Annotated in this window: 19 protein-coding genes; 7 read left to right on the top strand and 12 right to left on the bottom strand. The window is 67.5% G+C overall.

Annotated features, from left to right (window positions below):
• The first annotated feature begins 100 nt into the window (after positions 1-100).
• Together ACTWPB_RS08575 and ACTWPB_RS08570 are read left to right on the top strand one after the other, a co-directional pair.
• Positions 101-775: a hypothetical protein gene (locus ACTWPB_RS08575; protein ID WP_446225149.1), complete on the top strand. Its 675-nt coding sequence runs from the start codon at positions 101-103 to the stop codon at positions 773-775.
• Complete coding sequence (locus tag ACTWPB_RS08570; RefSeq protein WP_446225148.1) at positions 772-1071, top strand: hypothetical protein; 300 nt, start codon at positions 772-774, stop codon at positions 1069-1071. The genes ACTWPB_RS08575 and ACTWPB_RS08570 overlap by 4 nt, the downstream gene beginning before the upstream one ends.
• 72 nt (positions 1072-1143) lie before the next feature.
• On the opposite strand, the gene ACTWPB_RS08565 is transcribed toward ACTWPB_RS08570, so the two are convergent.
• Entirely contained in the window at positions 1144-1734 is a 591-nt protein-coding gene (locus ACTWPB_RS08565; RefSeq protein ID WP_446225147.1) for a TetR/AcrR family transcriptional regulator, read from the bottom strand.
• Between the two features lie 21 nt (positions 1735-1755).
• Between ACTWPB_RS08565 and ACTWPB_RS08560 the strand changes: the two genes are divergently transcribed.
• A complete protein-coding gene (locus ACTWPB_RS08560; protein WP_446225146.1) occupies positions 1756-3222 on the top strand; it encodes an MFS transporter in 1467 nt (488 codons plus the stop codon).
• 7 nt (positions 3223-3229) lie between these two features.
• Here the strand turns inward: ACTWPB_RS08560 and ACTWPB_RS08555 are convergent, their stop codons facing one another.
• Positions 3230-4168 carry a helix-turn-helix transcriptional regulator gene (locus ACTWPB_RS08555; RefSeq protein WP_446225145.1) on the bottom strand — a complete coding sequence of 313 codons (939 nt, stop codon included), beginning with the start codon at positions 4166-4168 and terminating at the stop codon, positions 3230-3232.
• A gap of 94 nt (positions 4169-4262) precedes the next feature.
• Between ACTWPB_RS08555 and ACTWPB_RS08550 the strand changes: the two genes are divergently transcribed.
• The gene (locus tag ACTWPB_RS08550; protein ID WP_446225144.1) at positions 4263-4661 is read left to right on the top strand and encodes a VOC family protein; all 399 of its coding nucleotides are present in this window, start codon (positions 4263-4265) and stop codon (positions 4659-4661) included.
• A gap of 4 nt (positions 4662-4665) precedes the next feature.
• On the opposite strand, the gene ACTWPB_RS08545 is transcribed toward ACTWPB_RS08550, so the two are convergent.
• A complete protein-coding gene (locus ACTWPB_RS08545) occupies positions 4666-5463 on the bottom strand; it encodes an HAD family hydrolase (RefSeq protein WP_446225143.1) in 798 nt (265 codons plus the stop codon).
• Positions 5464-5800: 337 nt separating this feature from the next.
• On the bottom strand, positions 5801-8161 hold the full coding sequence (locus tag ACTWPB_RS08540; protein ID WP_446225142.1) for an Hsp70 family protein: 2361 nt from the start codon (positions 8159-8161) through the stop codon (positions 5801-5803).
• 524 nt (positions 8162-8685) lie between these two features.
• Between ACTWPB_RS08540 and ACTWPB_RS08535 the strand changes: the two genes are divergently transcribed.
• Positions 8686-9447 carry a glucose 1-dehydrogenase gene (locus ACTWPB_RS08535; RefSeq protein WP_446225141.1) on the top strand — a complete coding sequence of 254 codons (762 nt, stop codon included), beginning with the start codon at positions 8686-8688 and terminating at the stop codon, positions 9445-9447.
• Between the two features lie 97 nt (positions 9448-9544).
• Here ACTWPB_RS08535 and ACTWPB_RS08530 read toward each other — a convergent pair whose 3' ends face one another.
• The 7 genes from ACTWPB_RS08530 to ACTWPB_RS08500 form a co-directional block, all read right to left on the bottom strand.
• Positions 9545-11131 carry an FAD-dependent oxidoreductase gene (locus ACTWPB_RS08530; protein ID WP_446225140.1) on the bottom strand — a complete coding sequence of 529 codons (1587 nt, stop codon included), beginning with the start codon at positions 11129-11131 and terminating at the stop codon, positions 9545-9547.
• A gap of 12 nt (positions 11132-11143) precedes the next feature.
• Positions 11144-12148 (bottom strand): AurF N-oxygenase family protein, encoded by a 1005-nt coding sequence (locus ACTWPB_RS08525; protein ID WP_446226264.1) that lies wholly within the window; start codon positions 12146-12148, stop codon positions 11144-11146.
• Between the two features lie 367 nt (positions 12149-12515).
• Positions 12516-13511 carry a sulfate/molybdate ABC transporter ATP-binding protein gene (locus tag ACTWPB_RS08520; RefSeq protein ID WP_446225139.1) on the bottom strand — a complete coding sequence of 332 codons (996 nt, stop codon included), beginning with the start codon at positions 13509-13511 and terminating at the stop codon, positions 12516-12518.
• Complete coding sequence (gene cysW, locus ACTWPB_RS08515) at positions 13508-14314, bottom strand: sulfate ABC transporter permease subunit CysW (protein ID WP_446225138.1); 807 nt, start codon at positions 14312-14314, stop codon at positions 13508-13510. The genes ACTWPB_RS08520 and cysW overlap by 4 nt, the downstream gene beginning before the upstream one ends.
• Positions 14311-15156 (bottom strand): sulfate ABC transporter permease subunit CysT, encoded by an 846-nt coding sequence (gene cysT, locus ACTWPB_RS08510; protein ID WP_446226263.1) that lies wholly within the window; start codon positions 15154-15156, stop codon positions 14311-14313. The genes cysW and cysT overlap by 4 nt, the downstream gene beginning before the upstream one ends.
• Positions 15157-15254: 98 nt before the next feature.
• Positions 15255-16307 (bottom strand): sulfate ABC transporter substrate-binding protein, encoded by a 1053-nt coding sequence (locus ACTWPB_RS08505; protein ID WP_446225137.1) that lies wholly within the window; start codon positions 16305-16307, stop codon positions 15255-15257.
• A gap of 209 nt (positions 16308-16516) precedes the next feature.
• Positions 16517-16606 (bottom strand): Ms4533A family Cys-rich leader peptide, encoded by a 90-nt coding sequence (locus ACTWPB_RS08500; protein WP_019045829.1) that lies wholly within the window; start codon positions 16604-16606, stop codon positions 16517-16519.
• Between the two features lie 74 nt (positions 16607-16680).
• Here ACTWPB_RS08500 and ACTWPB_RS08495 point away from each other — a divergent pair, with 74 nt between their 5' ends.
• Entirely contained in the window at positions 16681-17730 is a 1050-nt protein-coding gene (locus tag ACTWPB_RS08495) for a M48 family metallopeptidase (protein ID WP_446225136.1), read from the top strand.
• 370 nt (positions 17731-18100) lie between these two features.
• Here ACTWPB_RS08495 and ACTWPB_RS08490 read toward each other — a convergent pair whose 3' ends face one another.
• Positions 18101-18337 (bottom strand): hypothetical protein, encoded by a 237-nt coding sequence (locus ACTWPB_RS08490; protein ID WP_446225135.1) that lies wholly within the window; start codon positions 18335-18337, stop codon positions 18101-18103.
• A gap of 140 nt (positions 18338-18477) precedes the next feature.
• Between ACTWPB_RS08490 and ACTWPB_RS08485 the strand changes: the two genes are divergently transcribed.
• Entirely contained in the window at positions 18478-20445 is a 1968-nt protein-coding gene (locus ACTWPB_RS08485) for a glycoside hydrolase family 15 protein (RefSeq protein ID WP_446225134.1), read from the top strand.
• The last annotated feature ends 15 nt before the right edge of the window (positions 20446-20460 follow it).

Genomic DNA, 20460 nt, shown 5'->3' with positions numbered 1-20460 from the left:
AACCCTCTGTGATTCAGATCATGGGGTATTCCTCCTGCTTACATACCCCATGGGGGTATTGTTGGTGGCAACGCCCAGCGAACGCAGAGAGGCGAAAACGATGACCACCAACGCCCACGCCGGACACCACACCCACGCCGGACACGCTGACACCGCGCCCCAGCCCGCGCACGCCGGACACCAGGACAACCACACCGGGCACGGCATCGATGCCGACGACCATGCGGCGCACCAGCATCACGGCAAGCACGCCGCGCCCGAGCAGCCAGCCAACGACGCCCACGCAGGCCACGCCGCAGGAGTGCCGGGCGGCCTCCTTGTCACCCAGGACGGGTACACGCTCGATCTGGAGACCACGATCGCCGAGCCGGGCGGTATCGACTTCCGGTTCCGCATCCTCGGGCCGGACGCAACCGCGGTCACCGAGTTCGATCCGATTCACGATCGCGAGCTGCATCTGATCGTCGCGCGCCGCGAGCTGACCGGGTTCTGGCACGTCCATCCGGTGCGCGAGGCCGACGGCACCTGGGTGATCCGCCTCGACCTTCCGGAAGCGGGCGCCTACCGCGTATTCACCGACATCGCCCCGCGGGCACTCGGCCGGACGATCACCCTCGGCGCCGACCTGGCAATCACGGGACACTATGCGCCGCAACCGGTTCCGCCGGTTTCGCGGGGCACCGAGGTCGACGGCTACGAGGTGACGGTCGAGGGCGAGTTGCGCGCCGAGGGCGATCTGCTGACGCTCACCGTACGCGGGACGGCGAACCGGTGACCGACCTACAGCCGTACCTGGCGGCTTTCGGCCACCTCGTGATCCTGCGCGCAGGAGACCTCGCGTACGTCCACGTGCACCCCAACGGTGAACCCGGCGACGGCATCACCCCCTCGGGCCCCGAAATCACCTTCCACACAGCGGTTCCCGGCCCGGGCACCTACCGCTTGTTCCTCGATTTCCACCACAACGACGTCGTCCGCACCGCCGCCTTCACCCTCGCCGTTCCGCCTCTCCGGGTATTCGAGCCGGGCTCAGGCGCGACGCCGGCGGCCGACGGTGTGGCGCGGGGCTAGTGAGCCCGTTCCGGTGAGTTACCCATGCGCTCTGGAGATCACTGGCCGAAGCACAGCCACCGACACAACCGACTAGGTCCCGCTCGGCGCGTCCGACAACAAGCGGGTCGCGATGGTGCGGGCCGCTTCGACGCGGGCCGAATCACCGGTCTGGCGGGCGATATTGGCGGCGCTCACGATCGCGTCGAGCTCGAAGACCAGCAGATCAGGGTCGACGTCGGTGAGTTCACCCATGGCCTGTGCCTTACGGACCTCATCCGCCAGGAAGGACAGCCAGCCATCATGGTCGGCTACGACGGCGTCGCGCACAGGGCCTGGCTTGCTGCTGAATTCGGTGAGGGTGGCCACCCGGAAGCAGCCGCCGGGGAAAGGGGGATTCTCGATGTGCGCGAACCAGCCGTCGACCATCGCGCGGACCCGGGTTCCGCCGCGGGGGGCGCGCAGGCCGGGCGCGATGACTCGTTCGACGAAGATGTCGCGACCAGCTTGGACGGCGGCGAGTTGCAGGGCTTCCTTGGTGCCGAAGAGGGTGGCGATGCCGCTCTTACTGATGCCGAGGTCGGTGGCGAGCCGGCCGATGCTGAGGCCGTCGAGACCTTCGACGGAGGCCAGTTGGGCGGCGCGACCGGCGATGGTGGCGCGGGCCCGGGCGCCCTTGGCCAACCGCTGGTCACTCGGTTCCGCATGACCGACGTGTCAGCTCGGCCCGAAGATCCGCTCCGCACAGCGACTCCCGACTCCAGCGCCGCAGGCCGCACCCTCGCAGTAGCCGCGGGCGCGGCATTCATCGCCTTCCTCGATCTCTCCGTCGTCAATATCGCATTCCCGACGATCGCCCTGAGTTATCCCGGCACGTCCACCGGCACACTGACCTGGATTGTCAGCGGCTACGCGATCGCGTTCGCCGCGCTACTCACACCGGCGGGGCGCATCGCCGACGCACTGGGCCGTCGGCGCCTGTTCGCGCTGGCCCTGGCCGGATTCGCGGTCACCTCCCTGCTGTGCGGGCTCGCACCCGGCGCCGACTGGCTCATCGCGGGACGTGTCCTGCAGGGCATCACGGCGGCATTCATGGTGCCCGCGGCACTCGGACTGGTCCTGGAAGCCACACCTCGGGCGAAGATCGGCGCCGCCATCGGCGCGTGGTCGGCGGCTGGTGGGTTCGCGGCGGTGGTCGGGCCTGCGCTGGGTGGCGCGCTGGTCGAGGTGTTCGGCTGGCGTGCGGTCTTCCTGATCAATGTGCCGATCGCGGTGGTGTTGATCGTGCCGGGGCTGAGGCTGCCCGGCGGCGACAAGGACTCGAGCGAGACGGCGCTACCCGATCCGCTCGGCACGGTCGCCGTCGCGATCGGACTCGGTGCGATCGTCGCCGCCGTCACCGAAGATCAGTCATGGGGCTGGACTGCGCCCGGCACGCTCGTCGCATTGCTCGGCGGAATCACGCTGACGGCGATCGCGCTGGTTCGCTCGCGTCGGCATGCCAGCCCGGCTGTCGCCGTGGCACTGTGGCGTGATCGGCAATTCGCGCTCGCGAACGCGGGTTCGTTCCTGTTCGGCGCCTCGATGTTCGCGTGGTTGCTGGCCTGGCCGCTGTTCCTGAACGCGATCTGGGGCTATTCCGTCCTCGAGTCGGCGGCCGCGCTGACCGTCGGCGCGGTGGCATCGATGGTGACCGCCGTTGTCACCGGCCGGATTACGACACCGCGCGGCCAGCGGTGGGTGGGCGTGCTCGGTGGTCTGATGTCGACGGCCGCGCTGGCCTGGATGAGCACCGACGCCTTCGGCCCCGAACCCGCGCTGTGGACGGCGTGGATTCCCGCCGGTGTGCTCGGCGGCGGCGGAATCGGCATCGTCGTCACGGTCCTCGGCACGGCGGCGGCGAATTCCGTTCCACCGCAACAATTCGCGGCCGGGATCGGGATGAACCTCACCGCTCGTCAGGTGGGTGGGGCGCTCGGCATCGCCGTACTGGCGGCGATCTTCTCGGCGACGGCCGACGACCCGCTGCGCGGTTTCCACCTCCTGTTCGCCGTGTGCGCCGGGATCAACATCGCCGTCGCCCTTGTCCTCGCCTTGCTTCGCAGGCCCGTTCGACCAACTGAACCGGGAGTCGATATGTCTTCCAGCACACCACTATCAGTGAGGTCGTAGTGGACACTCAGTTGTTGTCGCGCACCAATCGAGTGCCGAGTGCTACCAGTTCGGATCTGACCTGGGCGGGACCGACGACCTCGACGTCCCCGCCCCAGCCCGCCAGTTGCCGGGCGAGCATCTTCGCGGTGTCGGCGGTGATCCGAGCTCGCACCCGGCCGTCCGGACTCGGGCCGAGCAGCGTGCAGTTGCGGCCCTGCTGGTCGGCCAGGATGGGGGCGAGACCGGTGGCGACGAGGACCGTCGCGGCGACGGCGGCGCGACGGCCCTCCATCCGCTCGACGATCTGCGACCACTGGGCCTGGAGATCGAAATCGGCTGGCCGGTCAGCCGTTTCATCGAGGGTGACGACCTCGACGACACGGTCGAGCCGGAAGGTCCGCTGCCCACGGTCGGTGCCAGCGATCAGGTACCAGACCGTTTCCTTCTCGACCAGGCCCCATGGATCGATCGTGCGGACGGTGCGCTCACCCTTGCTCAGATAGTCGATGCGGACGCGGCGGCGATCGACCACTGCCCGCCGCACCGTGTCGAGTACCTCGGGCACTTGCGGATCAGGGCGCCCCCAGCGGGCCGGATCGACCACAACGGCGTCGGCCGCGGCGGCGGCATCGGCGCGGAAGGTGTGCGGGAGAGCGCGAACCAGTTTCCGCAGCGCCGACTTCAGTTCGGGGGCGGCCTGGGCGGCGGGGCCCGCGAGCAGGAACAGCGCTCTGGTCTCCCCTGCCGTGAGTCCGGACAGGTCTGTGCGTGCGCCGCCGATCAGCGACCAACCACCCCCGCGGCCCGATTGCGGGTAGACCGGGATGCCCGCGGCCGACAAGGCCTCCAGGTCACGCCGGGCTGTCGCCACCGAGACTTCGAGTTCGGACGCGACCTCGGCGGCTGTCACCCGCCCCCGCGCCTGCATCAACAACAGGGTGGCTACCAATCGGTCGGCTCGCATACTCGGTAATTCTGCCGAATAAAGTGCTCATTCGGTGAGCACTTTGGCTGGCACAGTCGTTTTCACACCGAAGCGACAACCGAATGGAGCAGACATGCTGCGCGGAATGGCCACCACCACCTACTACGCCGACGACCTCACCGCCGCCAAGGACTGGTACAGCGAATTTCTCGGTACCGCACCGTATTACGAGGTGCCCGGCGGGTACTACGAGTTCCGGCTCGGGCCGTTGCAGGCCGAGCTGGGAATCATCAATCGCGCGTACGCCCCGGCGGGTGCGCGCAATGCGCCGGGCGGGGGCGGAGTGGTCTTCTGGCAGGTCGACGATCTCGCGGCTACCTTCGCCCGGTTGCTCGAGCTGGGCGCCACCGAGTACGAGCCGATCACCGAGCGCGGGGAGGGCACGGGCTTCGCGACCGCGGCGGTACTCGATCCGTTCGGCAATGTGCTCGGGATCATGGCCAACCCGCACTATGTGGCGATGACGTCCTAGGGATTCAGGCGAACCAGCGTTCGAGGACGGTGGCGACACCGTCCTCGCTGACGTCGCCGGTCACTTCGTCGGCCAGGGCGAGCACGGCATCGGGCGAGCCGGCCATGGCCACCGAATGTGCTGCCCAGCACAACATCTCGCGGTCGTTGAAGCCGTCACCGATAGCAAGGGTCGCTTCGGCCTCGACCCCGAGCAGATGCCGAAGTTGTTCCAGCGCCCAGCCTTTGGACACCCCTCGGCGGGAAACGGTGAGCCATGGGCCGTACTCACCGTGCACCAAGGACGCATCGGGAACGTCGAAGGTTTGCAGCAGGCGCAGCATCTCCTCGGGGCTGCCGTCGGGCCACCAGCCGTTGAGGCGCGGCGTCGGCACACTGCTCAGCTCGCGGTGGTCGACGAGCTGGAAATCGCCGATCGAGAACTCCCCCGGCCCGTGCCCGGTCGCCCAGATACCGACGCCTACCCGTTCCGCGGCGAAGATCATCTCCGGGAACAGCGCGCGCAGAGCGAGCACCGCCGGTCCCGGATCGAACGATTGGACCGCGACCGGCTCACCGCGTGCCACATCGATGTGCACGGCACCGTTGGAACACAACGCATGCCCCTCGGCGAGGCCGAGCTCACTGAGCACCGGGCGCGTGGTGAGCAGGGTTCGCCCGGTGGTCACCACCACGTGCGCCCCCGCCGACACCGCCGCACGCACCGCCGCTCCCACCCGCGCGCTGATCTCGAACCCTGTCGCCAGCAGGGTCCCATCCACATCGAGCGCGATCAGCTTCGGCGCTCCCCCAAGTACAGCCACCGCCCTATTGTGCCCGCCCCCACCGACACCCACCCCCCGTTTCACCACCGGTGCTGGCGGACTACCCGGCATCCGGTCCCCGTTTCACCACCAGCACAGGCAGGACCACCCAGCATCCGGTCCCCGTTTCACCACCAGCACAGGCAGGACCACCCAGCATCCGGTCCCCGTTTCACCACCAGCACAGGCAGGACCACCCAGCATCCGGTCCCCGTTTCACCACCAGCTCAAGCGGGACCACCCAGCATCCGGTCCCCGTTTCACCACCAGCACAGGCAGGACCACCCGGCATCCGGTGCGGCACTTGCCATCGCGGGCCCCGGACATAGCCGGTCGGTCAGCGGCGAGAACCGCCACCACCACCGCCGCCGCCACCGCCTGCGGAGCCGCCCGAAGACGCGCCACCCTTGGAGCCGCCAACAGACGATGTACCGCCAGACGATGCGCCACCGGAAGATGCGCCGGAGGAGGATGCGCCGCCGGAATGTGCGCCGGATGACGCACCACTCTTCGATCCGCCGCCCGAGGCTCCACCACCGGACGCACCACCACCAGACACACCACCGGACGCACCACCACCCGAAGCACCACCGGACGCACCACCACCCGACGCACCCCCGCCGGAGCCACCGCCGTCAGATCCACCCCCGGACGCACCACCGCCCGACCCACCACCGCCGGACGCACCACCACCGAACGCACCACCCGATGCGCCCCCACCGGAGGCACCGCCGTCAGATCCACCGCCCGACTCACCACCGCCCGACGCACCACCACCGAACGCACCACCCGATGCGCCCCCACCGGAGGCACCGCCGTCAGATCCACCGCCCGACGCACCACCACCGGACGCACCACCGCTGCCGCCGGTCGATGCACCACCGCCGGAAGTACCACCGCCCCCAGCCCCACCGGAAGTGTCTGTGCCGCCGGTGGTTCCACCGCCGGTCGAACCTCCTGTGGCACCGCCGTCAGTGGTACCGCCGGTCGGTGTCCCTCCCGAGGTACCGCCGGCCGACCCGGTGGGATCGGAAGGTGTTGTGCCAGTGCTGGTTCCACCCGTCGGGACAGATCCCCCGGTATCGACGGAGACACCACCCGTACTCGGTGCCGATGTCCCGCCGGTCGGCGTGGAGGTACCACCAGTCGGGGTGGATGTGCCGACCGTCGGTGCCGTGCCGGGCGCCGGCGCGGTACCGGCCGCCGGAAGAGTGCCGGGATCCGTTGCGCCGGGCGCGGTCGGCGTGCCCGGAATCCCGGGGGCCGCGATCGGGCCGCCAGGGGGACGTTCGGGCGCGCCGGGGTTGGCCGGCGTGTTCTGGGGTTGGGCGGCCTGCGGGCCGAAGGGTAAGGGGTTGATGAAGCGGGCCGGGTCGCCGTAGGTGGTGCGGGCGAGGAGCGGCGACTTGCAGTCGTTGCTCACGTCCTGGTGGCCGGGACGGCCGCGGTCGGCGCCGCTGCCGCCGGACCCGCCGGGACGCGACTTACCACCGGGCGCCGTCGCGGGGGCGATGAGGTTCTCGTAGGCGCTGCGGGCCGCGGCCACGCCCGCTACCTGGATGCGGCCGGTAACCGGGTCGACATCGCTGACCAGACCTGCGGTTCGAGCGGCGAGGAGATCGGCGCTCATGTCGTAGAGCAGCGCGTCGACAGGGGCGCCGAGAACGGGGAACCGGTCGAGGACCGGCATCAGGCCGGGATCGAAGGGGCTGCCGAACACCGTCATCGCCGACATGGCGAGCGCGGAAACGACTGCCGCGCTGGAGAACACCGCCACGTGCGGCACCGGGCCACCGGTCTGCTGCTCGGGCGCGAAGGTGCGAGCCGCCAAACCTGCCGCGCCCGAGGCGATCACCTGGCCTGGGTCGGCCACGGTGACGAGCGGAACGCCGAGCTCGGCGAGGGTGCGGGCGACTTCGGGTGGGCGCGAGGCACCGCCGACGACCAGGATGCGCGACAGGTCGGCCAGCCGCAGGCCCGCCGCGGCCACGCTCTTGCTGACCAGCGGGAAAGTGTCGCGGATGTGTTCGGCGCGCAGCGCGTCGATGTTCACCATGGAGGTGAGGGTCTGGGTCGCGCGGCCCAGCCCCGGTTCGCCCGCGTAACGGGCGACCATCTCACCGAGCGGCTTGCCACCGAAATCGGTGGACCGCGTGGGGGTTCCGACCATCGGGTGGTGCGGCCAGTCGGGACCGACGCGCAGCACGGTGAGGTCGAGGCTGGTGGCACCCAGGTCGTAGACGAGCACGAAGCCCGGCTCCAGTGGGCCGCGATCGATCTCCAGCCATTCCGCGGCGGCGACCGGTTCGGGCGCGAGCAGGACCTCTCCGGCGCCCGCGAGATGCAGCGCCTGGCCGAGTAACGACACCTGTTTGTCGGTATAGACCGCCGGGTAGGTCAAGACGATCCCGGCGGGTGGTTCGGCCAACTCGATCAGACCGATGACCACCGCGGCGATCAGATTGGTCGCCGAGTAGAACCGCCCACCCATCACCATCGGCTCCGGTTCGCGGGTGAGGTCCGCGAAATCCGTGATCGCCGAGGCGAATTCGTTGATCGCGCCGATGCGGGGCCTGCCCGCCTCGTCGAATGTCAATGCGGTGCGTCGTGTGCGCACCGCCGGCTTGGCTGGATTATCGGCGACTACCGCCGAAATCGCATTGACCGCACCGATACTCAAGCCCAGACCTCTGGTCATGTTTTTGCTATCCCGTCAACGCACCGTGACCACGTCCAGCACGCGAGCGCACCATGTGGCCGCGGTCGTCTTCCAAACAGCTCGCCTAGATTAACTGGCACGTCCGCGAATTGCTGCCGGATTGATACGGAATCCGCAACCATGCGCCACCACAAGACGATTCGCGCAGGTGAGATGGCTTAAATCTAAGTATCCACCCCCCTGAACACCCCCTCGATGATTCACAGACTCCGAGAGGCAGCTACCTGCGAGTAATCGGACAGAGCCCCCATTAGATACATTCTTCGAGTTTGTTATCCCGCCCATAAAGCACACTTACCGACCGGTAATTAATTAATTCACTGCCGGGGTGATTTCACTGACGGCAAATTACATTCCCTCATTTCGGAGTTGACCCACTGTTCAGTGACACGTCAACGCAGCGACCGATTCCCGCCAGCACGGCCCAGCGCCCGGCGGTTGACTGAGAGCGCGGACAGATACCGACCGGATCTCGAAACACCAAGGGAAAGAAGGCACTACGCATGTCCACTCGATTCGCCGACCAGGTCGTACTCATCACCGGCGCCAGCTCCGGCATCGGCAAGGCGGTCGCACTGCGGGTCGCGTCCGAAGGTGCCGCCGTGGTCTTGGGCTCGCGCGGCAAGGACCAGGGCGAGCAGGTCGCCGAGCAGATCAAGGCGGCGGGCGGACGCGCGCTGTTCGTCTCGACCGATGTCACGATCGACGCCGACGCCGAACGACTCGTCCAGGCCGCGCTCACCGAGTACGGCCGCCTCGACGCGGCCTTCAACAACGCGGGCGCGGTGCACGCCTTCGGGCCGATCGCCGAGATCGACGACGTCTCCTGGCGCGCCGACATGGACCTGAACCTCGACGGCGTCTTCTACGGTCTGCGCCACCAGGTTCCGGCCATCACCGCCTCCGGCGGCGGGGCGATCCTGAACAACGCCTCCAACCTCGGCGTGGTCGGGATGGCACAGGTGGCGCCGTATGTGGCGGCCAAGCACGCTGTCGTCGGACTCACCAAGTCGGTGGCGCTAGAGACCGCGGCGGCGGGTGTGCGGGTCAACGCGCTGGTCTCCGGTGCGGTCGACACCCCGGCGTTCCGCGCGTCGATGGGCGCCACGCCCGAGGGCGCGGCCGCCATCGCGGCACTGCATCCGATGGGGCGGATCTCCCAGCCCGACGAGATCGCCGCCGTGTGCGCGTTCTTGCTCAGTAGCGAGGCATCGTTCGTCACCGGTGCGGCGATCGCGGCCGACGGCGGGTTCACCGCTCAGTGAACCGAGCGGAGGTTCCGGCCCGGCGAACCATCGTGCCGGATAACGAGAAAGGCCCGCAACGTCGCTCAGCGACGTTGCGGGCCTTCTGATGTGAGCGTCAGCCGCGAGCGAACAGACGCCTGACCTTGTGCTCGCGCGGCACCGCGGCGCCACCGGCGACCGCCTGTGGGCGGCGAGTGCGCACGAGACGGTCGAACTCGGACGCGTCACGAGTGGGCTCGCGCAGCTTGCCACCGTTGAAATCATCGGCGAGCTGCTGCACGGTCTCCTGCGCACACGACTTGTTGGTCCCGATGAAACCAGTCGGGCCGCGCTTGATCCAGCCGGTCACATACGTGCCGGGGAAGACCTCGCCGCCGGGCGCGGTGAGCACCCGGCCCGCGTCGTTCGGGATCACCGCGCGAACGTCGTCGAACGGCAGATCCGCGGTCGGCACTCCTCGGTAGCCGACCGAGGTGAGCACGACACCCGCCTCGAGCAGCGCGGTGTCGCCGGTCGGCGTGGCGGCCACGCGACCTTCGGCGTCGGTGACGAGCTCGTTGCGCTCCACCCGCACCCCGGTCACCGTGTCGGTGCCGACGATCTCCACCGGCGAGGACAGGTAACGGAACACGATGCGCTTGCGGGCACCGAACGGGCGATTCGCGACGCTGTGCAGCAGGCGCAGCTTCTGCTCGACCTTGTAGGGCAGATCGGGCGTGACCTCGGGCAGCTCACCCTCGATCGCGATGTCGATATCGGCAGCCAGCAGGCCGACGAATTCGGGCACCGTGAACGCCGACTCGGCCGGACCACGACGGCCGAGGATCACGACCTCTTCGATCTTGCTCTCGCGCAATGCCTTCAGCGCGTACGGCGCGATGTCGGTGTCGGCGAGCAGGGCCGGATCGACGGTCAGGATGCGGGCGACGTCGAGGGCGACGTTGCCGTTGCCGACGATGACGACCCGCTTCTGGTTCAGATCGAACCGGTCGTCGGCGTGGTCGGGATGGCCGTTGTACCAGGCGACGAAGTCGGTGGCCGACACATTGCCTGCCAGACCCTCGCCCGGGATGCCGAGCTTGCGATCCGAGGACGCGCCGACGGCGTAGATCACGCCGTGGAAGTGCTCGAGCAGCTCGGCGTGGCTGATGTGCTTGCCGATCTCGACATCGAGGTAGGTACCGAAGTCGTCCTGCTTCGACATGATGTCGAACAGGTCGGCGACCTTGCGGGTGTGCTTGTGGTCGGGCGCGACGCCGAGGCGGGCCAGACCGTAGGCCTGCGGCAGCCGGTCGAACATCGTGACCGCGACGCCGGGCTGGGTGAGCAGCTCGTCGGCGGCGTACATCGCCGACGGGCCCGAGCCCACGATGGCGACCCGCAGCGGGGAGCGCTGGGTGTCGATCGTGGGTGGCATCACCGGTGCGGCCAACGTCGGCCGGTCCCGCTGCACGCGGTAGAAGTCGGCGTTGATCTCGATGAACGGCTTCTGCTCGTCGGTCAGCTTCTTCGACGAGGTGATGGCATCCACGGGGCACGCGGTGGCACAGGCACCGCAGTCCACGCAGGCCGCCGGATCGACATAGAGCATCTCCGCGGTGCGGAAATCCGGCTCATCCGGGGTGGGATGAATGCAGTTGACCGGGCACGCGTAGACGCACGAGGCATCGCTACAGCACGACTGGGTGACAACGTATGGCATCTTATTATCGTCTCAGGCGGCGTGCTTCGCGGAGCGCTTGGGCTCCGAACGGTACCGGCTCGACGGGCCGTCGATGCCGAACATCTTCCACACCCTGCGGGCCACCGGGTTCATCAGGCCGATCTCCTCGGCGAGCGCGCGCACGTCGATGAAGTAGTCGGCGAAGACCTGCTTGGCCTCCTTGGAGCCGTAGAACAGCTCCTTGCGCACGTGGGCGGGCATGTCGAACTGCTTGAAGAACGTCTTCGGCGGGGTCGCGATGGCCCGGCCGAGGATGAACATGATCGTCGGCATGGCGATCGACAGCACGAACTTGTTGAACGCGCGCTGCGCGGGCACGTTCTTCTTGAGGAACTCGTGGGCGAAGGAGATGTGGCGGGCTTCCTCGGCCACGTGGATCGCCATCACGCCGCGCATGATCGGGTGGATGTCGTCACCCGAGCGCAGGATGTCCTTCTGGATGTGGTCGATCGGCTCTTCGCCGGCGAGCACGGCCATGAAGAACAGGTTCGGGAACAGCGCACCGGCCGGGGCGCCCAGGTGACGGAGCTGACGCACGAGCGGGTTCATCCCCGGCACGTCGGCGACGCGGTTGACCATCTCCTGGAACATCAGAGTGTGGTTGTGCTCTTCGATCATCTCGTGCGAGCAGTACCGGAACTCCGGGTCGTTGTTCTTCAGGTTGAAGATGTGCTGCATCATGCCGACGATCAGGATGGCCTCGAACTGCAGGCCGACCTTGGCCACGTTGGCCTGGCGGACCTTGCCGATCTCGATCTTGGTCTCCAGCGGCAGCGCCTGGTACCAGGGGTGGCGACCGATGGGGTCAGCCGAGGTCACCAGGACCCAGCGCTCGGGCTTGCAGTTCGGATCGAAGTCAGGAGCGTCCCAGTCGATGTCCTCGAACGGGTCGAAGTGGCGATCGACCGATGCCTCGGACAGCATCAGCAACTTCTCGGCGTACGCCTGAGCCTCCGCGACTACGGGATCGACGTCAGGGGTGGTGGGCGCAGACATCGTCGTCACTGCCTCTCCTCTAGGGACGTTTACTGTTTCCAATGGTTACACCTACACGGAGTCACGTCAACTCTGCGCAGTGCCGAATTTCGCGTGCTCGGCGCGCCGAAAGCCCTGTTGAGGAAGCTACTCGCCAGTAAAAGCGCTTCTACCTGTGACACTGCGTCATGCACAGTCTTCGAGGGTCTGCGGGAAGACGCGGAAAATAGTTGTCCGCCGAGTGCGTCATTCCGGCCTGCGAACCACCGGTACCGGTTAACCTGCGCCGATCCGCGTCCATCGAGGGTTTCGTCCCGCCGGCGAATCCCTCGGCAACGCGAACGGGCCCCGCGACGTATGTCGCGGGGCCCGTTCGTAGCAGGGTGGATCAGACGTGCGGGAGGTCCGGGATCCGGGTCGCCCTCGCGTAGACCGTCTCGCCCTCGGTCAGGTGTAGCGCCGCGGCGTCACCGCGGGTTACCTGGGCGGCGAACTTGTCGCCGGTCGCGGCATTGCGCAGTTCCAGGCGCACCTCGAAACCGAGACGCACGATCCGCTCAACCGTGGCCCTGGTGACGCCCGCCGATTCGGCGGTGCCCTCGTGTTCGGCCATCGCCATGCTCGGATCGCGGCCGACGCGGATGTCGTGCGGGCGGACCAGATGGCCGTTGAGCCGGGCGACCGCGCCGAGGAACGACATCACGAACTCGTTGGCGGGCCGGTCGTAGACCTCCTCGGGCGAACCGACCTGCTCGATGCGGCCCTTGTTCATCACCGCGATCCGGTCTGCCACATCCAGGGCTTCCTCCTGGTCGTGGGTGACCAGCACGGTGGTCACGTGGACCTCGTCGTGCAACCGGCGCAGCCACTGGCGCAGATCGGTGCGCACCTTGGCGTCGAGCGCGCCGAACGGCTCGTCGAGCAGCAGCACCTGCGGGTCGACGGCCAGCGCACGAGCCAGTGCCATGCGCTGGCGCTGACCACCCGACAGCTGCGCCGGGTAACGGTGCTGGAAACCGTCGAGGCCGACGATGCCGAGCAGCTCGTCGACGCGCTTGGAGATTTCCTTCTTCGGCCGCTTGCGGATGCTCAGGCCGAACGCGACATTGTCGCGCACGGTCATGTGCTTGAACGCGGCGTAGTGCTGGAACACGAAGCCGATATCGCGCTTCTGCGGTGAGACACGGGTGACGTCCTTGCCCGCAATCATGACGATGCCTGAATCGAGCGACTCGAGTCCGGCGATCGAGCGCAGCAGTGTCGACTTGCCCGAACCGGACGGGCCGAGCAAGGCGGTCAACTCGCCAGATGGGATGTCGATGCTGACATCGTCGAGCGCGGCGAAGGAACCGTAGTTCTTGCGCGCGTTGGTCACGGTGATCATTCGGTGCCCCGCTTGCGTTCGAGAAGAGTCATCAGGAGAAGAACCACCAGTGCCATACCCATCAGCAGGGTGGCCGCGCTGTAGGCGCCGAAGGTGTTGTGATCGTTGATGTAGCGGCCATGCACCAACAGGGTCAGTGTTTGCGACTTGCCCGGTAGTGCGGTCGACACCATGATCACCGCGCCGAATTCGCCGAGTGAACGAGCCACGGTGAGCACGACGCCGTATGTCAGGCCCCAGCGAATCGCGGGCAGCGTGATCCGCCAAAACGTCTGCCAGCCAGTGGCACCGAGGGTCGCCGCGGCCATCTCCTGGTCCTCACCGATCTCGTGCAGCACCGGTTCGACCTCGCGAACAACGAATGGCAGCGTGACGAAGATCGTCGCAATGACCATGCCCGGCAAACTGAAGATCACTTTGAAGCCGGTGTTCTCGATCGCGCCGAACCAGCCGCCCGCACCCCAGAGCAGGATCAGCGAAACGCCCACCACGACCGGCGACGTCGCGATCGGCAAGTCCACAAGACCCTGGACCAGATTGCGGCCGGGAAACTTGCTACGGACCAGTGCCAGCGCGGTGATGACGCCGAAGATCACGTTCAGCGGTACCACGATGGCCACGATGATCATCGACAACTGGAACGCCGAGATCGCCGCAGGCGTGGTGATCGAGTCGATAAATGCACCGATCCCCCGCTCGAACGTGCGGTACAGAATGACGCCCAGCGGCAATACCAGCAGAATCAGCAGGTAGCCCAGCGCGACGGTCCGCAGCGAAAGGCGGGTGAACACGGAGAGCCTCATTGGTCCGCCCTCTCCTTTCGGGATGCGCGCTCGGCCAGCAGCCGCAGCACGAACAGCGTGGCGAAGGAGATAACCAGCAGCGCCACCGAGACCGCAGCCGCGTTGATCGGCCGGTCGACCTCGATCTGCTGCTGGATGTACTGCGAGGTCATCTGCGTCTCGCGCGGAATATTGCCGCCGATCAGCACCACCGAGCCGTACTCACCGATCGCCCTGGCGAAGGCTAGCCCGCCGCCGGAGATGATCGCAGGCGTCAGCGTGGGCAGCACGATCCGACGAAATGTAGTCCAGTTGCTCGCACCCAGTGAGAGCGCGGCCTGTTCCACTTCCTTGTCGACCTCGATCAGCACCGGCTGCACCGAACGCACCACGAACGGCAGCGTGACGAAGGCCAGCGCCACCACCAGACCGGGCTGGGTGGCGTTGAGCTGAATGTCGACCGGGCTGTTCGGGCCGTACAGCGCCAGCAGCACGATCGAGGCGACGATCGTCGGCAGCGCGAACGGCAGGTCGATCAGCGCGTTGACGATGCCCTTGCCGGGGAATTCGTCACGCACCAGCACCCAGGCGATCAGGGTGCCCATCACGACATTGATCACGGCGACGATCACCGAGACGCCGATCGTCACCTTCAGCGAGTCCAGCGCCGAGGGTGCGGTAACCGCGTCCCAGAAGCCCGGCCAGCCGTCTTCGAACGAGCTGACGGTGAGCGCCGCCAGCGGCAGCAGCACGATCACGCTGAGCCACATCACGGCGACGCCGATGCCGAAGGGGCCGACCGAGCCGGTGACGCGCAGCCACGACCAGCTAGGTCCGCGCGAGGTCGGCGGCTTCTTGTCCAGTTTTACGGCAACGCCGGGATCGGAGGTTTCCCCGATCCCGGCGGGCCCACTGCTGTCAGTCACAGTTGTCCAGTATCGCGTGTGAGCCGGGTCACGGCCTACTTGGTGGCCTTGTCGTAGATGACGGCGACCTTGCCGGTGCCCTGCGCGAACAGATCCTTGTCGACGGCCTTCCAGCCACCGAGGTCATCGATGGTCCACAGCTTGGCCGGGGTCGGGAAGTCCGCGGCGAACTCGGCGGCGACCTTCGGGTCGACCGGACGGAAGCCTGCCTGCGCCCACGCCTTCTGGCCTTCGGCGGTGAAGAGGAAGTCTCGGAACGCGGTGGCCTTGGCCAGGTTCTTGGAGTTCTTCAGCACCGCGACCGGGTTCTCGATCTTGAAGGTGGTCGGCGGGTTGATGTGCTCGATCGGGTCGCCGTTGCGCTCGGAGAAGATGGCCTCGTTCTCGTAGCTCAGCAGCACGTCACCGGTGCCCTGCAGGAAGGTTTCGGTGGCTTCGCGGCCCGACTTGGGCTGCACCTTCACGTGTTCGGGCGAGATGAGCTGCGACAGGTAGTCCAGACCCGCCTGCTGGTTCTTGCCGCCGTCACTCTTGGCGGCGTAGGGCGCGAGCAGGTTCCACTTGGCCGAGCCCGAGCTGAACGGGTTCGGGGTGACGACCTCGACACCCGGCTTCAGCAGGTCGTCCCAGTCCTTGATGCCCTTGGGGTTGCCCTTGCGGACCACCAGGGTGACGACCGAGCCGAAGGGGATGCCCTTGGTGGCGTCGGCGTTCCAGGTCTCCTCGACCAGGCCCGCGTCGACGAGGCGGGTGATGTCGGGCTCGACGGAGAAGTTCACGACGTCGGCCTCGGCGCCGTCTTTGACCTTGCGTGACTGGTCGCCCGATGCGCCGTACGACGGCCGCACCGCCACGCCCTTGCCCGCCTCGGTCTTGTTGAATTCGGGGGTGACCTTGTCGAAGCCCGGCTTGGGCACGGCGTAGGCATAGAGGTTGATGGTGCCCCCACTGCCGTCGGCCACGGTGTCGCTGCCGTCGGTCGAGTCACTGGCGCCACCGCCGCAAGCGGTCAGCGCGAGCGCGGCGACAGCAGTGAGAGCGATGGCGGCGGCGCGGCGGCGCGAGCCGATCCAGGTATTGCGAGACATCGGGGTGAACCTTTCGGGAAAGACCTGCGGCGCAACATCTTTCGTGGCGGCAGGATTACGCTCATCGATCGGTAGACCTGTCGCGTGCGGAATACACGACAGTTGGCGCGACTCGGGCCAGTGGCCCCGACAGTGACGGACTACGACTGCGAAAGGAAAGCGCGCGCCAGTCTACTGGGCAGAAACGCGCAGACGAGTCCAGTGGCCGATCATCGACAGAGGATGTCGGCGACGGCGAGGTTGCCGACAGCGATCAACGCCAACTCATGGCGGATCTGCGGGGCGACACTCGACGACACAGGCAGACTGTAGCAGATTGCGACATGATGATCGCAATCGACGAGAGTTCTCTAACCAGGGGGGATTTCATCCTATGACCATGGCTCCAGACCGGGTTCGCACGCGTTTTCCGGAGATCAGCACGCGCGCGTGGGAACACCCGGCCGACCGCACCGCGCTCGTGGCACTGCGCTCGCTGAGCGGCTTCGACACGGTGCTGCGGGCACTGTCGGGATTGCTGCGCGAGCGTCAGCACCGGTTGATGTATCTGGCGACCGCCGTGCGGGTCGACGATCGGCAGTTCCGCACGCTGCACCAGTTGCGCGCGGACTGCGTCGGCGTGCTCGACGCGCAGTCCACCCCGGAGATGTTCGTGCTGCAGGACCCGTCGGTGAACGCGTTCACCATCGGGATGGACAAGCCGTTCATCGTGCTCACCACCGGCCTGCTCGAACTGATGGACACCGAGGAGCTGCGGTTCGTGGTCGGCCACGAACTCGGGCACGCGCTGTCGGGGCACGCGGTCTATCGCACGATGCTCATGCACCTGATGCGCCTGTCGGCCTCGGTCGGCTGGATGCCGGTCGGCGGCTGGGCGTTGCGCGCGATCGTGGCGGCGCTGATGGAGTGGAGCCGCAAGTCGGAGCTGTCCGGCGACCGGGCGGGACTGCTGTGCTGCCAGGACGTGGAGGCCTCGGTGCGCGTGCACATGAAGACCGCGGGTGGCGCGTGGCTGCACGAGATGAACCACGGCGCGTTCCTGGACCAGGCCGACGACTACCTGCGCTCGGGTGACCTGCGCGACGGCGTGCTCAAGCTGCTCAACCTGGAGTTACAGTCGCACCCGTTCTCGGTGCTGCGCGCGGCCGAGCTGCGTCGCTGGATCCAGTCCGGCGACTATGACCGGGTGCTCGGCGGCACCTACCCGCGCCGCGAGCACGACCGCAACGCGAGCATCAGCGAGGAGGTCAAAGAGGCGGCCCGGCACTATCGCGAGTCGTTCGATCAATCCGAGGACATGCTGGTTCGCACGGTGCGCGACCTCGGACGCGATGTGGGCTCTGCGGTGAACACGGTCGGCCATGAAGTCGGCCGCACGGTGTCGGACCTCGGCAAACGGTTCGACGACTGGCGCAAGAACTAGTCCTCACCCACCGAACAAGACGCCCTCCCGCGTTACCAGCCACACCGTGCGCCCCAGGTCCGCCATGACAGCACTCCCGGCCCCGCACCCGCGACCCCTGGGGAGCGGCGGCCACGAAGTGGCCGGTCCGCGGCCGGGTCGCCGGTTAGCGCTCGAAAGCGCACGCGCCGCAGGCGCAAGTCTCGAGCGCTAACCGGCGGCCCCTTGGGGCCGCGGACACGCGCGCGCCAGCGCGCCAAAAACACAGCGTATACAGCCTGGGACTACTAGGCACCATGTCCCAGCGCCTCAAATCACCGCGTGAAGAACCAAGCAATAACAACAAGAACAAGCAAACCGATAAGTGCGAGCTGAACGCGAGAACGTGGCATCAGCGGGCACCGCTGCCCACGGTCGGCCGTTCGGCAAGGATCACCGGCATCGGCGGTTCGGTGCGATCGTCGCGGCGCAGGACGCGAAAGGCCACGCGCAAGCCGCGGTCGAGAAGGAAGGCGATGGCGAAGCTGATCGGGACCATGCCGACCAGCACCACGAGAAACTGCGGAATGAACGGCAGCCCGGCTACCCAGAGTTCGAAGCCGTCCCACCAACCTGCGATGCGTTGCACGCCGACCAGCCTAGTCGGTCACCGCGAACGCCCTCGCCGTCCGCATCGGCGCAGGTGAATTCCGGGCCGCGACCAGCGGATCAACCGAGATCGCTCCCCGCGGCGGTGGACGCGCGCCGAAACCGCCGTGATGATGGGGTATGGAGTCTCCCAGCGTAGACAGCCTGCCGATTCTGAGTCCGGTCTCCTCCAGCGGCCGTCGCGGTGCGTTTCCACCGATCGACGACTACGCCTTCCTGTCCGACTGTGAATCCAGCTGCCTGATCGCCAGCAGCGGCTCGGTGGAGTGGATGTGCGTGCCACGCCCCGACTCCCCCAGCGTTTTCGGCTCGATCCTGGACCGCAGCGCCGGACATTTCCGCATCGGCCCCTACGGCAAGAACGTGCCCGCGGCGCGGCGGTATCTGCCGGGCGGGATGATCCTGGAAACCACCTGGCAGACCGAAACCGGCTGGCTGATCGTGCGCGACGCGCTGGTACTGGGCCCGTGGCACAACAACATGGCCCGGTCGAAAACCCACCGGCGTACTCCGATGGACTGGGACGCCGAACACGTGCTGCTGCGCACGGTCAAGTGTGTGAGCGGCACCGTCGAGCTGGAAATGAGCTGTCAGCCCTCGTTCGACTACCACCAGGGCGGGGCCAAATGGGAGTACACCGGCAAGGTCTATGAGCAGGCGACCGCGCGGGCGTCGGGCGACCCGGATGTCGGGCCGTGGCTTGTTCTCACCACCGACCTGCGACTCGGCTTGGAGGGCAGAGAAGCACGGGCCCGCACCAGGATGGCCGAGGGCGACCAGGTGTTCGTCGCGCTGACCTGGTCGGAACTGCCCGCGCCCGTCACCTTCGACGACGCGGCACAGAAGATGTGGGCGACCGCCGAATGCTGGCGGCGCTGGATCACCCAGGGCGACTTCCCCGATCATCCGTGGCGCAGCTACTTGCAGCGCAGCGCGCTCACCCTGAAGGGACTCACCTACGCGCCGACCGGTGCGCTACTCGCCGCCTCGACCACCTCACTTCCGGAAACCCCTGGTGGACACCGCAACTGGGACTATCGCTACACCTGGGTGCGCGATGCGAGTTTCGCGTTGTGGGGCCTCTACACCCTCGGTCTCGACCGCGAGGCCAACGACTTCTTCGCCTTCCTCGACGACGTCACCACCGAGGACAACGGGGACGCGGTTCCCCTGCAGGTGCTCTACGGGATCGGCGGCGAACGTCACCTCACCGAGTACGAGCTGCCGAATCTGTCCGGCTACGACGGCGCGCGCCCGGTCCGCATCGGCAACGCCGCCTACGACCAGGACCAGCACGACATCTGGGGCACCATGCTCGACGCGGTGTACCTGCACGTGAAATCGCGCGGGCAGGTGCCGGAATCGCTGTGGCCATTGCTCGAACGCACCGTGCACGCGGCGGTCGCGAACTGGCGCAAACCCGATCGCGGGATCTGGGAGGTGCGCGGCGAACCGCGGGACTTCACCTCGTCGAAGGTGATGTGCTGGGTGGCGCTGGATCGCGGTGCCCGGCTGGCGCAATTGCACGGCCAGCACGAGCGTGCGGCCGAGTGGTTCACGATCGCCGAGGAGATCCGGGCTGACGTCCTCGAATTCGGTGTCAGCGAGGCGGGCATCTTCACGCAGACCTACGGCGGCGACACTCTCGATGCCTCGCTGCTGCTGGCGGTGCTGACCCGTTTCCTACCGCCCGACGATCCGCGGATCCGCGCGACGGTGCTCGCCATCGCCGACCATCTCACCGTCAACGGGCTCGTGCTGCGCTACCGCACCGAGACCACCGACGACGGTCTGGAGGGCGAGGAGGGCACGTTCACGATCTGCTCGTTCTGGCTGGTCTCGGCACTGGTGGAGATCGGCGAACTCGAACGGGCCACCAATCTGTGCGAGCGCCTGCTCGGACTGGCCAGCCCGCTGCGCCTCTACGCCGAGGAGATCGACTCGCGCACCGGGCGTCACCTGGGCAACTTCCCGCAGGCGTTCACCCACCTGGCGCTGATCAACGCCGTGACCCACGTGATCCGGGCCGAGGACCAGCGCAACGCCGGTCAGTTCCAGCCCGCGCACGCACCGTCGCACCGACCCTGAAGTCCGAGCCTTCGC

This window comes from Nocardia sp. IBHARD005 (assembly GCF_052814245.1).
The sequence above is the reverse complement of the archived record's forward strand: the minus strand, read 5'-3'. Positions and strand labels throughout refer to the sequence as shown.

What these genes read in the sequence shown, in the direction of transcription:
- ACTWPB_RS08575 (WP_446225149.1), top strand. Translation starts at nt 101, where the DNA reads ATGACCACCAACGCCCACGCCGGACACCACACCCACGCCGGACACGCT.
- ACTWPB_RS08560 (WP_446225146.1), top strand. Translation starts at nt 1,756, where the DNA reads ATGACCGACGTGTCAGCTCGGCCCGAAGATCCGCTCCGCACAGCGACT.
- ACTWPB_RS08555 (WP_446225145.1), bottom strand. Translation starts at nt 4,168, where the DNA reads ATGCGAGCCGACCGATTGGTAGCCACCCTGTTGTTGATGCAGGCGCGG.
- ACTWPB_RS08550 (WP_446225144.1), top strand. Translation starts at nt 4,263, where the DNA reads ATGCTGCGCGGAATGGCCACCACCACCTACTACGCCGACGACCTCACC.
- ACTWPB_RS08540 (WP_446225142.1), bottom strand. Translation starts at nt 8,161, where the DNA reads ATGACCAGAGGTCTGGGCTTGAGTATCGGTGCGGTCAATGCGATTTCG.
- ACTWPB_RS08535 (WP_446225141.1), top strand. Translation starts at nt 8,686, where the DNA reads ATGTCCACTCGATTCGCCGACCAGGTCGTACTCATCACCGGCGCCAGC.
- ACTWPB_RS08530 (WP_446225140.1), bottom strand. Translation starts at nt 11,131, where the DNA reads ATGCCATACGTTGTCACCCAGTCGTGCTGTAGCGATGCCTCGTGCGTC.
- ACTWPB_RS08525 (WP_446226264.1), bottom strand. Translation starts at nt 12,148, where the DNA reads ATGTCTGCGCCCACCACCCCTGACGTCGATCCCGTAGTCGCGGAGGCT.
- ACTWPB_RS08520 (WP_446225139.1), bottom strand. Translation starts at nt 13,511, where the DNA reads ATGATCACCGTGACCAACGCGCGCAAGAACTACGGTTCCTTCGCCGCG.
- cysW (WP_446225138.1), bottom strand. Translation starts at nt 14,314, where the DNA reads ATGAGGCTCTCCGTGTTCACCCGCCTTTCGCTGCGGACCGTCGCGCTG.
- ACTWPB_RS08505 (WP_446225137.1), bottom strand. Translation starts at nt 16,307, where the DNA reads ATGTCTCGCAATACCTGGATCGGCTCGCGCCGCCGCGCCGCCGCCATC.
- ACTWPB_RS08495 (WP_446225136.1), top strand. Translation starts at nt 16,681, where the DNA reads ATGACCATGGCTCCAGACCGGGTTCGCACGCGTTTTCCGGAGATCAGC.
- ACTWPB_RS08485 (WP_446225134.1), top strand. Translation starts at nt 18,478, where the DNA reads ATGGAGTCTCCCAGCGTAGACAGCCTGCCGATTCTGAGTCCGGTCTCC.